This is a genomic window from Helicobacter macacae MIT 99-5501, assembly GCF_000507845.1.
Classification (GTDB): domain Bacteria; phylum Campylobacterota; class Campylobacteria; order Campylobacterales; family Helicobacteraceae; genus Helicobacter_B; species Helicobacter_B macacae.
Genome location: NZ_KI669454.1, coordinates 1294893 through 1309808 on the forward strand (window position 1 = coordinate 1294893; position 14916 = coordinate 1309808).

16 protein-coding genes are annotated in these 14916 nt (G+C 41.6%); 9 read left to right on the forward strand and 7 right to left on the reverse strand.

Going from position 1 to position 14916, the window contains the following annotated elements:
* Window positions 1–65 precede the first annotated feature (65 nt).
* Window positions 66–1025, forward strand: coding sequence for a magnesium/cobalt transporter CorA (corA, locus tag HMPREF2086_RS05660; protein WP_034560409.1), 960 nt, complete (start codon window positions 66–68; stop codon window positions 1023–1025).
* 151 nt (window positions 1026–1176) lie between these two features.
* Window positions 1177–1941, forward strand: a complete 765-nt coding sequence (locus tag HMPREF2086_RS05665) for a TerC family protein (RefSeq protein WP_023927808.1) — start codon at window positions 1177–1179, stop codon at window positions 1939–1941.
* Window positions 1942–2337: 396 nt separating this feature from the next.
* Here the strand turns inward: HMPREF2086_RS05665 and HMPREF2086_RS05670 are convergent, their stop codons facing one another.
* From HMPREF2086_RS05670 to HMPREF2086_RS05685, 5 genes are all read right to left on the reverse strand, one after another.
* The gene (locus HMPREF2086_RS05670) at window positions 2338–3225 is read right to left on the reverse strand and encodes a tRNA 2-thiocytidine biosynthesis TtcA family protein (protein WP_023927809.1); all 888 of its coding nucleotides are present in this window, start codon (window positions 3223–3225) and stop codon (window positions 2338–2340) included.
* A 33-nt stretch (window positions 3226–3258) separates the two neighbouring features.
* Window positions 3259–3330, reverse strand: coding sequence for a hypothetical protein (locus HMPREF2086_RS12465; RefSeq protein WP_325063602.1), 72 nt, complete (start codon window positions 3328–3330; stop codon window positions 3259–3261).
* 25 nt (window positions 3331–3355) lie between these two features.
* Complete coding sequence (locus HMPREF2086_RS12470) at window positions 3356–3523, reverse strand: type II toxin-antitoxin system RelE/ParE family toxin (RefSeq protein WP_023927810.1); 168 nt, start codon at window positions 3521–3523, stop codon at window positions 3356–3358.
* Window positions 3520–3774 (reverse strand): hypothetical protein, encoded by a 255-nt coding sequence (locus HMPREF2086_RS05680; protein ID WP_023927811.1) that lies wholly within the window; start codon window positions 3772–3774, stop codon window positions 3520–3522. Before HMPREF2086_RS05680 ends, HMPREF2086_RS12470 begins: the two co-directional genes overlap by 4 nt.
* A gap of 74 nt (window positions 3775–3848) precedes the next feature.
* Window positions 3849–5216 carry an MFS transporter gene (locus tag HMPREF2086_RS05685; protein ID WP_023927812.1) on the reverse strand — a complete coding sequence of 456 codons (1368 nt, stop codon included), beginning with the start codon at window positions 5214–5216 and terminating at the stop codon, window positions 3849–3851.
* 210 nt (window positions 5217–5426) lie between these two features.
* Here HMPREF2086_RS05685 and rdgB point away from each other — a divergent pair, with 210 nt between their 5' ends.
* Window positions 5427–6095, forward strand: a complete 669-nt coding sequence (rdgB, locus tag HMPREF2086_RS05690; RefSeq protein WP_084330314.1) for an RdgB/HAM1 family non-canonical purine NTP pyrophosphatase — start codon at window positions 5427–5429, stop codon at window positions 6093–6095.
* 401 nt (window positions 6096–6496) lie between these two features.
* Here rdgB and lpoB read toward each other — a convergent pair whose 3' ends face one another.
* Window positions 6497–7129, reverse strand: coding sequence for a penicillin-binding protein activator LpoB (gene lpoB / locus HMPREF2086_RS05695; protein WP_023927814.1), 633 nt, complete (start codon window positions 7127–7129; stop codon window positions 6497–6499).
* Between the two features lie 61 nt (window positions 7130–7190).
* Window positions 7191–9617 (reverse strand): pyruvate, water dikinase, encoded by a 2427-nt coding sequence (ppsA, locus tag HMPREF2086_RS05700; RefSeq protein ID WP_023927815.1) that lies wholly within the window; start codon window positions 9615–9617, stop codon window positions 7191–7193.
* 455 nt (window positions 9618–10072) lie between these two features.
* On the opposite strand from ppsA, the gene HMPREF2086_RS05705 reads away from it, so the two are divergent.
* From HMPREF2086_RS05705 to HMPREF2086_RS05730, 6 genes are all read left to right on the forward strand, one after another.
* Window positions 10073–10525, forward strand: coding sequence for a hypothetical protein (locus HMPREF2086_RS05705; protein ID WP_023927816.1), 453 nt, complete (start codon window positions 10073–10075; stop codon window positions 10523–10525).
* Between the two features lie 6 nt (window positions 10526–10531).
* Window positions 10532–11464, forward strand: coding sequence for a hypothetical protein (locus HMPREF2086_RS05710; protein ID WP_023927817.1), 933 nt, complete (start codon window positions 10532–10534; stop codon window positions 11462–11464).
* A gap of 81 nt (window positions 11465–11545) precedes the next feature.
* Entirely contained in the window at window positions 11546–11932 is a 387-nt protein-coding gene (locus HMPREF2086_RS05715) for a hypothetical protein (protein WP_023927818.1), read from the forward strand.
* 19 nt (window positions 11933–11951) lie between these two features.
* The gene (locus tag HMPREF2086_RS05720; protein WP_023927819.1) at window positions 11952–12269 is read left to right on the forward strand and encodes a magnetosome protein MamC family protein; all 318 of its coding nucleotides are present in this window, start codon (window positions 11952–11954) and stop codon (window positions 12267–12269) included.
* 10 nt (window positions 12270–12279) lie between these two features.
* The gene (locus HMPREF2086_RS12105) at window positions 12280–12744 is read left to right on the forward strand and encodes a hypothetical protein (protein ID WP_023927820.1); all 465 of its coding nucleotides are present in this window, start codon (window positions 12280–12282) and stop codon (window positions 12742–12744) included.
* A 10-nt stretch (window positions 12745–12754) separates the two neighbouring features.
* Window positions 12755–14890, forward strand: a complete 2136-nt coding sequence (locus tag HMPREF2086_RS05730) for a heavy metal translocating P-type ATPase (RefSeq protein ID WP_023927821.1) — start codon at window positions 12755–12757, stop codon at window positions 14888–14890.
* The last annotated feature ends 26 nt before the right edge of the window (window positions 14891–14916 follow it).

Genomic DNA, 14916 nt, shown 5'->3' on the forward strand with positions numbered 1-14916 from the left:
GATTTTGCTAAAATACATTAGCTTCAAATCATTTCAAAATCATAAAAAATACAAGGAGGCTTCCTATGATGAATGTGTTTTTTAAGCAAGGCTCAATGGTCGTGCAAAAAAAAATCCAAGACAATTTCACACTCCCAGAGGGTGCGATATTGTGGATAGATTTGCTTCACCCATCTGCTGCGGAAGTCTCCTATATTGCAAAAACTTACGCTCTAGACATTCCTACCAAAGAGGAGCGCGAAGAGATTGAGGAAAGTGCGCGATATGCCGAGGATGCCGACACTATAACGATAAATACATACTTCCTCACACGCGATGCCGAGCTAGAGCTACACAACGAAACCGTAACCTTTCTTTTGCTAAAGGGAATCTTATTTACCATTCGCTATGAGGATTTTAAGGTGTTTAATGAGATTCATCAAAGTGTGCTAATTAGCCCACGAAAATTTGAAGATGGATTTGACATCGTAAGCAGAATCTTTGAAGTGCGTGTCGAGCAAGATGCTGATATGCTAGAGGGTGCGGCAAAGCTTACCAAAATTTTGCGTAAAGCCGCGCTAGAAGAGACTTCAAGCGAGCACGACCATATCGCTAGGCTATCTCGCCTATCAAGCCTCCAAGAGCTAAATTTAAGCGTGAGGGATTCTCTATTTGATAAGCGGCGCGCTATTATGGCTTTATTGCGAAGTGGTAAAGTCGAGCAAGACATAAAAAAAGAGCTGACTATCGTGCTAAAAGACTTAAACTCTCTCGTAGAATTTACCAATGTCAATCTTAGTATGCTTGACAACACACAAAGCATTTTCACTAGCCAAATCAATATCGAGCAAAACAAAATCATCAAACTTTTTACCGTAGCGACAATGGCGATGATGCCACCCACGCTTATTGGCACGATTTATGGTATGAATTTTACCAATATGCCCGAGCTTGATTTACCTTATGCCTATCCTGTGGTGCTAATTGCAATGGTTGTATCCACTGCGATTCCTATCGTCATCTTTAAGAAAAAAGGCTGGCTATAAATGGTTGATTTCGCGCTTGCAAGGCTTTGTAGGGATAAAATGCTATTTGCAAGGCTTTTTGCAGAGATTAAAAAATGCTTTATGTGGGCTTTTTGCTACAAAATCCAAATTTAGACTTGCAATGTCAAAGATAATGCCAAAAGAATGAATAATGCTAGATATTATCGCCTCGCCACAATCGTGGTTCGCACTCATTAGCCTAGTGTTATTAGAAATCGCGTTAGGCGTGGATAATCTAATCTTTTTAGCTATTTTGGTTTCTCGCTTGCCAAAGGCAGAGCAAAAAAAAGCAAGGATTTTAGGGCTTAGCTTTGCAGGGCTTACTCGTATCGCCCTGCTTGGCTTTCTTTTTTGGCTTACCAAACTTACAAAACCTCTTTTTTACGCATTTGGGCTAGGGATTTCAGGGAGGGATATTATCCTTATTTTGGGTGGTGTCTTTTTGTTATACAAAAGCACCAAAGAAATCCACGAGCTAGCCTTTGGGCAAAATCTAGCGCAATCAAATCTACCCAAAAAGCCTAGCTTTTGGCTTATCATCGCTCAAATTGGATTTTTAGACATTATTTTTTCGCTAGATTCTGTGTTTGCTGCAGTGGGTATGGCACAGCATTTAGAAGTAATGATATGCGCGATTTTGGTAGCTGTGGGTGTGATGATGTTTGCAAGTGAGTGGATTTGTCGCGTAATAGAGGCATATCCTAGCCTAAAAATTTTAGCACTAGGATTTTTGCTTATCATAGGAGTGGTGCTTATCGCAGATGGCTTGCACTATGAAATCCCAAAGGGATATGTGTATTTTGCTATGGCATTTTCGCTTCTTGTGGAATGTATAAATATTTTTTCTCGCCACAATTCTGCCAAAAACACAAAATCTACAAGCACAGATTCTAGCGATTCTACAAAATCTCCTTAAAACGCACTTTTAAAGTAACTTTTAAAAATACTTCCTAGAAATATTCACAACGATTCAAAAATACTCCAAGACAAAATTCACACTTTATTCACAATTTCTATTTTATTTTTACCAAAAATATATATTTCATTTACAAATAATATACTTTTGTTTTTTACAATCACGCTTCAAGGCTCATCACAAGGTTGGCAACTTACCTTAAAATGTTGCTTTGGTGCTAAACCAACACAAACCCGACAGAAATGTTTTTCAAACTCCTTGTAAAAAATCGCGTGGTGAGTCCTTGCCTTTCTTTGATTATTCTTTTACACTTCTTATGAATTTTTTACATTTTTTTTACTTCTCCCTTGTAGCTACCCCATTCATCGCTTGCAGATTTTCCTCCCCTTGTCAAATCTATATCAAGTCTTGTTTGTCAAGATAATTTTCATCACAGAAACTATTTGCGTGCAGATTTTTAAACGCATTTTGGAGGGATTTAAAAAGCAATGGATTTGCGCCCTCCAAAGTAGAGAGTAGCTCTTTGGTATTTGCGCGTGCTTTTGGTCGCTTATCCTCTGGTAGCCAATTTATCGGACAATTACAATCTGGAGCGATATAGATTTGATTGCTAGCGATGAAATCGCGTATCTGCCTCTCTCGCACAAAAATCATCGGGCGAATCACAAAAAGCCCATTTTGCGCTTTGTATATCGGCGGCATCGAGCGCAAAGCACCATTATAAGTGAGATTCATCAAAAAGCTCTCTGCTGCGTCATCTAGGTGATGTCCTAGCGCGATTTTGTTAAACCCTCCTTGCAACGCTTGTGTATATAGGCTACCCCTACGCATACGAGAGCAAAAACTACAATAAATCGTCCCCTCTCTTTTGTGCTCTTCTAAAATCTTATAAATATCCGTGCGGATAAGCTCATAAGGAATCTCATTTGCCTCACAATACTCCGCTATGCACTCATACTCGCCACCACGCCCATAATCAATAGTAATAGCCTTGAACTCAAACTTAAAAGGCGCGTGCTTTTGCATATATGCTAGTATCGTAGCCAAAAGCGTAGAATCCTTGCCTCCACTAAGTCCTAGCAAAATCCTATCGCCCTCCTTTATAAGCCCGTATTTTGCATTTGTCCGCCCTACTATGTTTAGGATTTTTTTGCTTATGGTTGGCAGGGTGGTTTTTTTTGAGGTAGTGTTTGTGGCAGTTTTTTGAGCGGATTTTGTGTCTGTTTTTGTGGTGGATTTGGATTTTGTAGAGTGCGATTCTTTAGCATTATCGTGTGTTTGCATAGTTTGTATCCTAGTTTTTACTTTAGGCAGTGGCTAAAATAGCTCACTATGTGAGCCGACATTTAAAGCTATAAGTTCTAAAAACTTTTTAGCATATATAAGCACCAAATCTGGTTTTATATGACAATCTCTACACCCCCTTTAGATTTCCACTCAATGCGTGGTCATTATATTTTGCTTCTAGCACTTCATCATTGGCAAGCCTTGTTAAAATCTCACTTACACTTTCCCTATCTGTATGGCTAAGTCTTTTGAAACTCTTTTTGAATGCCTTTGCATATATGAGTTCAAACTTCACGACTCTAGTGCCTTTCGCAATTCATTTATATCGCTATATGTCTTTAGTGTGCCTTTTTGTAGCTCTCGCTCCATCTCTGCGATAGATTCTAAAATCTCTCTTTCTACTTCAGGCTTTAGTGTATAGTCGTGTGCTTTGCATATCGGGCATTCATCTACCTCTTGGGTGATGACTAAATCCTTATTTAGCCCCTTTAGGCTTTCTATCACTCGCAAAGTTTCAGCATCTACATTCTCTAGTATGATAGTCATTTTACGCTCCTTATATTTTTTCCTAAAACTAGATTTTGCAAAAAAGATTTTGGCATTATATCGTATTTTAGATTTTATGGATTTTGCTTTATGGATTGCGAGTATAAAATACTATCGGCAAGCCCTTGTGCTTGGGCTTCATCTAGCACTTGCGTGTCATATTTCACAATGATTGTCCCCTCGCTTTTGTTAGCATAGCACTCGATTATCCCTGCTTGCTGGGACAATCGAGCTAGACTTTGTGTAGGGTATTTGCTTAATGGCAAGTAGATATTTTTTTGCTTTGCGGGATTATCTAGGGCAAGGAGTGTGAGTAGCCACGCAGCGCACACCACAGCTATGCTGACACCTAGCTCGATGATTCCAAGCGTATGGTAGAGAATCCCCCCTAGCATTCCGCCTGCAAATGAGCCTATGTAGTTAAATGTAGTGAAAACCCCTAGTGCCACTCCACGATTGTGTGCTTTGGCATATTTGCTCGTGAGAGATTGCATTATCGGCTCTAGTGTGGCAAATCCCAAAAAAAACAGCACGATTCCACCGACAAACAGCCAAAGCATATTGCTATGCGCCCCATAAGCTATGGCAAGATATGCCACCATAAATAGCGCGATACCATAGCCCATCACTAGCTTTGCTTTGCCGTATTTTTCTGCGAGTATGCTAGCAGGTGCGAGAGCTAGTATGGCTAAAATCGCAGCTGGCGTATACACTTTCCACAAATCCTCTTTGCCCATCTCTACGATAGGAGCTAGCTCTTCGACAAACACAAGCGGTATCACCACAAAAATCAGCGTCATAAACGCCTTTTCTAAAAACGAGCTAAGATTCATAATAGCTAGATTTTTGTTTGTGAGAATCCGCTTGCTTGGTGCTTCCTCATAGGAGTAGTGGATTTTGGGTGTCTCTGGCACGCAAAATCCCAAAAGTAGCATAGACACAAGGCTAAGCAACGCCGTGATAGCAAATAGCCACTCACAGCCAAAATGCCCGCCGATAAGCGGTCCTAAAAGCATAGCCAAAATAAAGCTAGCAAAGATTCCCCCGCCCATTATCGCCATAGCCTGTGTGCGCTTCTCTTCACGCGTCAAATCCGTAATCTGCGCACTTACCACGCCGCCTATCGCACCTGCCCCTTGCACAAGTCGCCCGATGATAAGCATCTCTATGCTATGAGCTAGAGCGCATATCACGCTACCCACTAGAAATATAAAAAGCCCTGCCATAACGACTTTTTTTCTATCGATTTTATCGCTTAAGATTCCAAAAGGAGTTTGGAACAGAATTTGCGTAAGGTAAGCGCCGCCGACTGCTAGCCCAAGTAGCAAAGGCGAAGTATCGCCAAACTCCCCTACATATAGTGCAATCACGGGCAACACAATAAAAAGCCCAAAAAATCGCAAGCACACAACAAGGCTTAGGGGCAAAATCGCTTTTAGCATTTGATGTCCTTATAAGGAGAAAATCAAGTGGCGCATACGCCACAAAAACGCGCTAATTGTAGCAAAATTCGCCAAACATTTATCGCTAAAACACAAAATCAAAATAGCGATAAAAGTAGGTAAACACAATTCAGAGTAAAGCGAGAGCACAAACAAAAGTGAAAAAAGTGTTAGGAAAAGTTTGAAAAGCTAAAAAAGTGCATTAGAAAAATGCAAAAGACAAATGGGAGCAAAGTAATGTTTAAGTTTATCATCGCAAGCAACAATGAAGGGAAAATCCGTGAGCTAGGCACTATGTTAAGCAATTTTGGCGAGGTAATGAGCCAAAGGCAAGCCCATATCACACTAGAGCCGAACGAAAATGGCAACTCTTTTAAGCAAAATGCGCTCATCAAAGCAAAGACGATTTATAACACCCTGCCACAAGAGAAAAAAAATACATTCATCATCGCTGATGATAGCGGAATCTGTGTAGATGCGCTTGAGGGTAAGCCCGGTGTCCTAAGCGCACGATATGCAAGCCCAAACAACAAAAAAAATGCAAGCGATGAAGAAAATCGCTACAAACTCATAAACGAGCTAAAAAAACACAAACTAGCAGAATCTAGCGCGAGATTTGTCGCTTGTGTCGCGCTAGTGGGAGAGGGAGCGCACGGAGAAAGAGTGGAGTTTTGTGCTGTGGGAGAGTGCGAGGGAAAAGTAATCGCACAAGAGAGAGGCAAAAACGGCTTTGGCTATGATAGTGTGTTTGTCCCCAAAGGCTTTGATACCACACTAGCAGAAGTCGCCCCCGAAGTCAAAAACACCCTCTCTCATAGACGCAAAGCACTAGAGCAAATCAAAGAATTTCTAGAGCTTTTTGAGCCGATGATAAGCTAAGTCGATACAAGCTAAATAATCTTTGTAATATTCTTAAAATGTCAATCTCATAATTGATTGAATTCTTGCGCGAAGTGGATTTTGTAGTTTTTTGTAAGAGGGATTTTTGTATCTACTTAAAAACTAGAGGTAGATTTTGAAATAAGTCTTATCACACTTGCTAGCCTTTTGCAAGCTAATTTGAGTGGATTTGAAGCGCAAAGTGTATGCAAATATACAGATGATTTAGTCTCACAATGTGCATAAGAGCGCAGGACATAAATGCACACAAACACACAAAAACAAAATAGATTTTCGCGCCAAAAAATCAAGTGCAAAATCTAAAACACGCAAAAAGCAAAATCTAATTCCCCCCCCCCCCCCCACCTACCACAAGATTTACAACAAGACTTACCAAAGATTTACCACGCGCTAGATTTGTTTGAACCTACTTTGATGATATTTACTTCATTATCCCACACGACAAGCCCGCTTTTTATGTCTGTAAGCGTAAGTAAGAAAAAATAATCCACTCTTTGTTTGGATTTTACCTTGACATTGCGCTGGATAATCTTGCCCGATAGCGATAGCTCTGGTGGCAAAATCTCTCCCTTTTCGGGCAGTGCATATTGATTTACTTCCTCATTCTTGCGAGAATCCCTCACTGATTGTATCATTTTATCCTCGCTCCCCCCACTCCCTGCAAACGCCATAGTAAGGATAAATTTCCCGCTATTTCGCATATCACGAGTGATTTTGCGCGTAAGTTCCTCTGTGGAAAAATGCTGCATAGTGTCATTTATCACATCAGAGATGGCTAGGATTTTGGGTTTATCTAGCCCTGCTAGATTTTTGACATATCCACTCTCTAGCAAGCTAGCGACATTTTTGCTCGCTGCCTCTTCCAAATCGTGATAATCAATGCCAAGCGAAGTATAAGATTTGGATTCTGCGGTATTTACATACTTTATGTCAGAGCAGCTACTTAGCACCACAGCCCCCACTAGCACACTTGCCAATGCCCTACTCAAAAGCCACATATCTATTTTTTGCATTTTGTATCCTTTGTAAAAATTTTGCCTAAAAAACAAAAGAAAGACGCAACTAAAATCGCGCTTATTTTTTGAGCGATTTTTCTAGCTCTACTACCCTACTCCAAGTCCCCACCACAGAATCAGGGTTTAGCGAAATAGAGGTTATCCCCTCACGCACCAAAAATTCTGCCACTTCTATATAGTCGCTTGGTGCTTGTCCGCAGATTCCACAGTATTTGTTGTGCTTCTTGCACGCCTCAATAGCTTTTTTAAACATTATTGACATTACAGGATTGCGCTCATCAAATATATGACTTACTAGCTGTCCATCCCTATCCACGCCCAAAGTCAGCTGCGTGAGGTCATTTGAGCCGATTGAAAATCCATCAAACATTCCCAAAAACTCATCAGCCAAAATTACATTCACAGGCAATTCACACATTACATACACTTCTAGTCCATTTTTACCTGACTCTAGCCCTTTGCGGCGCATTATCTCAAGCACTTTTTTGCCTTCTTCAGGCGTGCGCAAAAACGGAATCATAACTTTCATATTTGTAAGTCCCATCTCTTCGCGCACCTTACACAGTGCCTCACATTCCCACTCAAACGCTACTTTATACAGCTCGGAATAATATCTGCTCGCCCCACGATAGCCTAGCATAGGATTTTCCTCTAGTGGCTCATATCCTAGCCCTGCTATCATTCCGCGATATTCGTTTGTTTTGAAATCACTTAGTCGCACAATCACAGGCTTTGGATAAAAAGCCGCGCAAATCATTCCCATTCCCTCTGCGATTTTTTCGATGAAGAAATCTTTTGGACTTTCATAGCCTGCCATTAGTTTTTCGATTTCGCCCCGCTCTTTTATGTCTTTTTTGCCATTTTGCAAATCAAGCAACGCTAGAGGGTGGGCTTTGATTTGGTTTAGGATAATATGCTCCATTCGCGCTAGTCCTACGCCATCATTTGGTAGCTGAGCAAAGCCAAATGCTTTTTCTGGATTACCTATGTTCATATAGATTTTGGTTTTGGGTCGTCCCAAATCTTTTAACATTACAGATTCTACTTCGTATTCGTGGATACCTGCGTATATGTAGCCCTCCTCGCCCTCTGCGCAAGATACCGTTACTTCCATACCTGTGTATAGCCTATCAGTCGCACCTAATGCGCCAACTATCGCAGGCACGCCAATTTCGCGTGCGACAATCGCAGCGTGGCAAGTGCGCCCACCACGATTGGTGATGACAGCAGAAGCCTTTTTCATCACAGGCTCCCAATCTGGGTCGGTATTATCCGTTACCAAAATCTCGCCCTCTTTAAAGGTATTCATATGCTCCAAATCATTTATGATTCTCACCTTACCCGCACCGATTTTGCCACCTATGGCACGGCCACTTAGCAAAATCTCTCTATCAGCACTTCGATTTTTAAAATGGAATTTTTCTAGCTTTTGCCCATCATCTTTTTTGTGCTTTTGGCTTTGCACTGTCTCTGGGCGAGCCTGCACGATAAAGATTTCGCCCGTTTCGCCATCTTTTGACCACTCCATATCCATAGGGCGATACTCGCCTGCTTCTTTTGTGTAGTGCTCCTCAATTTTTATCGCATATCGAGCAAGGGTTAGCACATCTGCATCACTTATAGAGAAGCTATTAAATTCTTTTTTGGTGGTTTTTACATTCACGGTGGTGTGCTCACTGCCTTTTGGAGCATACACCATTTTTTTGTCTTTTGTGCCTAGATGACGCTTGATTATGGGGCGTTTACCCTCTTTTAGCGTAGGCTTAAACACATAGAATTCATCAGGATTTACAAGCCCTCCTACGACATTCTCGCCAAGTCCCCAAGCCGAAGTAATAAACACAGCGTCTTTAAACCCTGTCTCTGTGTCTATACTAAACATAACCCCAGCACTTCCTTTATCTGCGCGAACCATTTTTTGCACACCCACAGATAGCGCGACTTTGAAGTGGTCAAACTTCCTTGAAGCGCGGTAGCTCACAGCCCTATCGGTAAAGAGAGAAGCAAAGCAAGATTTTATATAGTGAATAAGCTCGGTTTGTCCCTTGACGCTCAAATAAGTATCTTGCTGTCCAGCGAAGCTCGCATCGGGCAAATCCTCTGCTGTCGCACTACTACGCACAGCGACATCGGCTTCTTTTTTGCCATACTCGGCACTCAAAATCTTATACGCTTTAAATATTTCCTCACGCAAATCATCAGGGAAAGGCGTGCCAAATATAAGCTCTCTGATTTGCTTAGAGCGTGTTTTTAGCACATCGATTTCAGTTACATCTACGCCATCTAGCAAATCCACAATCTTTTGGCGGATTCCGCCGCTATCTAGCAGATACCAATACGCCTCGCTAGTGATTGCAAAGCCATTTGGCACTTTTATGCCAGCAGGGACTAGCTCTTGGAACATTTCGCCAATGCTTGCGTTTTTGCCTCCTACGAGAGGGACATCTTTGTTGTTAAGTTCTTTAAAAAACTTAATGTATTTCATTTGCTTTCTCCTAAGTGTGTTTGTGGTTGGAATGGGAAGTGTGGCAACTTGCTTGGCAAGTAAATCTTGCTTAAACCAAAACATTATAGCCAATACAAAAAAACATTTATTGTAATTTATCAAACTTTATGCAAAACTTAAGTGCGCAAAAATAACCCACTTTTATCACTAGCAGTGCGTAGATATTACACATATTTTTGTAGATTTTGCTAAAGAAAGCTATAAAACAGCTATAAAACAAACCAAAAGCTAGCGTTTCATAAGCATTCTTACAAAATTTATATGTGATAAAACATTTTTATCTGTGTCTTTTTATGTAGCGTATTTTTGCGTTTTTCTTGCCACTTGATTTTTGTGCCATTTGATTTTGTGAGAATATCTGTGCTAGTTTGCAATGCTTGTAGAATTTGTAGAATGCGTAAAGATAAAAATAAGAAAGAATTGTAACACAACTTATGCTACAATCTCGCCAAAATTTTGGGACACATTTTTTAGATTATACTTCATCATTTAAGGGCTTAAGCGTGAAAATACCAAAAATACCAATGGAAGACATTACCCAAGTTGCGGAGTTTTTTAGCATTGTCCATCATATCCCGGGGCGCATTAGAATCCGCGTGAATGTCTCCAAGCTCCCTGCTATCAAAAAATGGGCGAAAGAAACAACTTTAAGAGAGGTTTTGCCTGCAAATGAGGAGGGAGAGAGCTTCATCATCACGCTTTTGCAATCACTACCTGCGGTAAAAAATATCAAGGTAAATGCGATTGTGGGGAGTGCGACTATCGAGTATGATAAAAACCTCTTTGAGCCGAATTTGTGGGAAAGCTGGGTGAAAAAGAAAAATTTAGCACAGATTGAAGCAAAACTCAATGAATTCTCACAAAATCTAGGCAAAGGCATAGGATAGGCTACAATGCAAGAGGCGATAGCACCCACAATGGAGCAAGCAAAAATAAGCGAGGCAAAAATCCTCTATCTAGCGATAAATGAGCGAAAAAAGTCCGCTAAATTCTATAAAGGCGTGCAACAAAATGTGCTAGGGAAAAAGTGGGAAAATACGCAAGAAAAAGCACAAGAACAAGAAAAAATGTGGGAAAACGCGCAGGATATAAATTCTCAAAATTATACAAATAATGCGAGCAATGGAAGTGATGAATCTGCAAGAAAACTTCACAAAATATTTGCCACAATCGCCAAAAAAGAGCAGGTTGCAATAGCGCAAGCTAAAGTGGTATTTGAGGACTTTAGCGAGTGTGAAGAAGCTATGCTAGCAGATGAGAGTATCCTTTTACCAAGTGCTTTGCCCGATGATATTTTACAAGAGCTATTAAATGAAATGGGGGAGCTAGATTCTCAATATTTAAATATTTTGGCACTTGGTATCGAATCTCATCATCTAAAAAGTAGCGATTTTTTGATAAAGCAAGCGCAAAACTTGCAAGCACAAAATCTATCACACCAAAATCCACAAGTCCTTGATACACTCTATCAGCTCCAAGCATTAAGCTACAATCATCATATACCGCTTTTGCAAGGACAAAGCCCAAAATCTAGCACAGAGCAAAACAAACAAAGCACAAATATGCAAAATGACTTGCTTAGAGCATTTTTGCAAGCCTTTGGGGTAAATAATCCAAGTGGCAATTTTAATCCCACTTTAAATCCAACCAATTTTGCTTCACTAAGTGATTTGGCACGACAAAGCCCTATTTTAAGCGAGATACAAAGCTCTATTGGGCAAATTCAAAATTTTTATAATCAAACAAAAACCGTTGTGAAAAAACTTGAGAAGGGGGAATTAAGCCAAGATGAATTAGTAAATTTTTTGCAAAAATTGCATTTTTAGCATAAGTTTTCTCAAAATGTATGCCTTTTTGAGAAAACTTATGCTATGATTCGCTCAAATTTTCTCAAAAAGGAGTCAAAAATGGCAATACCATTTGTTTTAGGATTGGTCATCGGTGGCGGAGCAGTATATGCCTACAACAACAGAGAAGAGCTCTCTAAGCAGGTCAAAGCAAAGAGCAAAGAACTCAAAGCTGGGCTAAAAAAGGGACAAGAAACTCTCGATAAAGTTTCCACTTCCATAAAAAGCGGAGCAAAAAGCCTAACAAAAAGCATAAAAAGCGGTGTAAGTAGCCTGCAGCAAGGTAGCACTCAAAAATCCACGCCAACTAGCGCAAGCAAAGCCACACACGCAAAAACGACAAAAAGCACAAAACCAAAAAGTGCTAAAACGGCTACAAAGCCTACCAAAAAAGTAGCACAAACAACGACACAGCCGACACTCATCACAAACTCATCTACCATATAAACACAAGAAAGGATAAACAATGTTGCTAGACACAGGAGCTCAAAGGTCAATCACAGGACACATAGTAAGCGGTGGCGTAGCAGGACTCTTGCTCGCTTCATACACAAACTATCAGCAATACAAAGAGGGCACAATCTCACAAGATAAAGCTATCAAAAACACTCTTGTAGCTGGTGCGCAAGGTGCTATCGTAACGGCTTGTGCTATCGGTGTGTCAAACGCACTTGGTAGCAACAACAAAGGCGGATTCCAAGCGGTGCTAGAATCTAGTGCATACTTACTCGCAGGTGCGGCTGGTGTATATGTCATCAGCAACCTTAACGAGGACAAAAAATAAAGGAATAAAAATGGCAAATACAAATCAAAACGGAACAAATCAGACAAACACTGACAATAGCGGAACACAAAATCTTGATTCATTGCAAAGCAATCCATACATAAATGGCACTTCACAAAGCAATGCAAATCAAAGTGGCTTTTCAAACGCCCCTCAAAGCACGGCATTTGGCACGCAAAATCAGCAAACCCAAAACGGCTTTGGCAATGCCTTTGGTGGCACTCAAAGCAGTCAAAATAACGCGCAAGGCAATACCACAAGTGCGCTAAGCTCGTTTTTTAATTCTGGAAATTCACAACAAGATTTCCTAAAAGGCGCGTTTATCGGTGCGGTAGCGACTTTTATCCTTACCAACAAAGACGCGCAAAAGGCGATTTTCAAAGGATTTGCAAAAATCTCAAGTCTTTTTGAAATGGGAATTGAGGAGCTAAAAGAGCGATATGAAGACGCCAAAGCAGAAGTAGATTCTAACTAAGGACGCGCTAATGGCTTCAAAAACTGCTCCTGTGCGCTTAAAGCTCATTCACAGCACTGCTAATAGGGCGCGATTTTCCTACGCGCTCAAAAAAGGCGGTGCGATTCAAGCAATTCCGCTTCGTTTGGAGATTGAGTGCATAGAGGGCGTGAAATCTGTGCGTGTAAATGATATTTTGCACAATGTCATCATCACTTATGTGGGCGATGAGCGCGATTTAGAGCGCATTACGGAGTCTATCTTTACCACACTGCAAAATCTGCTAACCACTTCAAAAAGGCAAGTCTCAAGCGCGAGTATTTTTACCCTACGCGATGAGATTCCAAGCAGTGCAGAAGTGGTGCGTTCAGCCACCGCGCTTATTAGCGAGCCTTTTATTAAGCCCCTAGCACCAAAGGCGGCTTTTAGCACGATTGCAGCATATCCATTGCTAAAAAGTGGCGTGCAAGAGGCATTAAGCGATGGCGTTACTTCGCGCGTGCTAGAGGCTATGGCTGTGGCGATTTCGCTTTATCGTGCGGATTTTCGCACGGCAAATTCCACGAACTTTATGCTTACTTTGGGCGAATACATCGAAGAAATGACAATGTATAAAAGCGATGATTTGCTCCAAGAGCTTAGCAAGCCACAAGGTGGCGAAGCGTGGGTAGAAAAGCACATAAATGGCAAAGAAGAGTTGGTGCTAACGCAAACGCAAGATTTGCAAATCGGCGATATTGTCGTGGTGGGTGCGGGCGATAGTATCCTAATCGATGGGCATATTGTCTCTGGCGAAGCAATGGTAAATCAAATCTCAATGACGGGTGAAGCCACGCCTGTGAAGCGCGCAAGAGGCGATAGGGTGCTCTCTGGCACAATCGTGCAAGAAGGGCGAATCAAAGTGTGGGCAGAGAGCGTAGGTAGCCAAACAGCCACCGCGCGAATAAAAAGCTATATCCAAGAAACGCTTACGCAAAAATCCTCCATTCAGCTAAGTGCGTCAAAAATGGCAGATAAACTCGTGCCAATCACGCTAGGGCTTGCCATCCTCTCTTATGTCTTTAATCGCGATTTGACACGCGTGGCAAGTGTGCTTCAGGCGGATTATTCTTGTGCTTTGAAGCTCGCTACGCCTGTGGCGTTTAAGTCTGCAATCTCAAGTGCGGGGAAAAATGGAATCATCATCAAAGGTGCAAAAAGCCTAGAATCGCTTAATGAAGCCGAAATCTTTGTCTTTGATAAGACAGGCACGCTTACCAAAGGCGAGCTAGAAGTCGTGCAGGTGCATAGCTTCTCGCCAAGTTGGGATAAAGAGCAGATTTTGAATCTCTCTGCTAGCATTGAGGAGCACTACTTCCACCCTGTGGCTGAAGCGGTGGTAAAGGCGGCAAGGGAGCAGAAGTTTAACCATATCCACCACGATGAAGTAACTTTCATAGTCGCGCACGGCGTAAAAAGCCAAATCAATGGCAAAGAAGTGCTTATCGGCAATCGGCATTTCTTAGAGGACGATGAGGGCGTGGATATGACGCCTCATAATTCTAAGATAAAAGAGCTTCTAGATTCTGGACATACGCCGCTTTTTATCGGCTATGATGGCAAACTACTTGGGCTAATCTTGCTAAAAGATTCCCTGCGAGCTAATGCCAAAGAAGCCATTGCGCGACTTCGCAAAAGTGGTGTGAAACAAGTCATAATGCTTACAGGCGATGAGGAGAGCAAGGCAAAGGAAATCGCTAGCGAGCTAGGAATCGATAGATTTTATGCCAAACTTTTGCCCACCCAAAAAGCTGAAATTCTAGAATCTATAATGAATGAGGGGCATAAAGTCGCCTTTGTGGGGGACGGCATAAATGACGCACCCGCACTTATCAAAGCACATAGCGGAATCGGAATGTGCAAGGGCGCAGACATCGCCAAAGCAAGCGCGGACATTGTGCTACTAAAAGATGATATAGAGTCGGTGGCAGACGCGCGAGAGTTTGCGCTTGCGTGCCTAAACAAAGTCAATAAAAACTTCAAAATCACGGTGGTGGTAAATAGCGCGATTTTGGCTCTTGCCACCTTTGGCAAACTCTCCCCAATTCAGACGGCGTTTTTGCACAATGGCACGACTATCGGGTTATTGCTAAACGCCCTGCGTGGCATAACTGTGAGAAAAAGATAGGGAGGGAAAATGCCACTAATGCCCCT

Excerpts from the sequence above, each read along its gene's own strand:
- ppsA (WP_023927815.1), bottom strand. The coding sequence starts at position 9,617 with ATGAAATACATTAAGTTTTTTAAAGAACTTAACAACAAAGATGTCCCT.
- HMPREF2086_RS05730 (WP_023927821.1), top strand. The coding sequence starts at position 12,755 with ATGGCTTCAAAAACTGCTCCTGTGCGCTTAAAGCTCATTCACAGCACT.
- HMPREF2086_RS12105 (WP_023927820.1), top strand. The coding sequence starts at position 12,280 with ATGGCAAATACAAATCAAAACGGAACAAATCAGACAAACACTGACAAT.
- corA (WP_034560409.1), top strand. The coding sequence starts at position 66 with ATGATGAATGTGTTTTTTAAGCAAGGCTCAATGGTCGTGCAAAAAAAA.
- HMPREF2086_RS05670 (WP_023927809.1), bottom strand. The coding sequence starts at position 3,225 with ATGCAAACACACGATAATGCTAAAGAATCGCACTCTACAAAATCCAAA.
- HMPREF2086_RS05710 (WP_023927817.1), top strand. The coding sequence starts at position 10,532 with ATGCAAGAGGCGATAGCACCCACAATGGAGCAAGCAAAAATAAGCGAG.
- HMPREF2086_RS05680 (WP_023927811.1), bottom strand. The coding sequence starts at position 3,774 with ATGACTATCATACTAGAGAATGTAGATGCTGAAACTTTGCGAGTGATA.
- HMPREF2086_RS05665 (WP_023927808.1), top strand. The coding sequence starts at position 1,177 with ATGCTAGATATTATCGCCTCGCCACAATCGTGGTTCGCACTCATTAGC.
- HMPREF2086_RS05705 (WP_023927816.1), top strand. The coding sequence starts at position 10,073 with ATGCTACAATCTCGCCAAAATTTTGGGACACATTTTTTAGATTATACT.
- lpoB (WP_023927814.1), bottom strand. The coding sequence starts at position 7,129 with ATGCAAAAAATAGATATGTGGCTTTTGAGTAGGGCATTGGCAAGTGTG.
- HMPREF2086_RS05720 (WP_023927819.1), top strand. The coding sequence starts at position 11,952 with ATGTTGCTAGACACAGGAGCTCAAAGGTCAATCACAGGACACATAGTA.
- HMPREF2086_RS05685 (WP_023927812.1), bottom strand. The coding sequence starts at position 5,216 with ATGCTAAAAGCGATTTTGCCCCTAAGCCTTGTTGTGTGCTTGCGATTT.
- rdgB (WP_084330314.1), top strand. The coding sequence starts at position 5,427 with ATGCAAAAGACAAATGGGAGCAAAGTAATGTTTAAGTTTATCATCGCA.
- HMPREF2086_RS05715 (WP_023927818.1), top strand. The coding sequence starts at position 11,546 with ATGGCAATACCATTTGTTTTAGGATTGGTCATCGGTGGCGGAGCAGTA.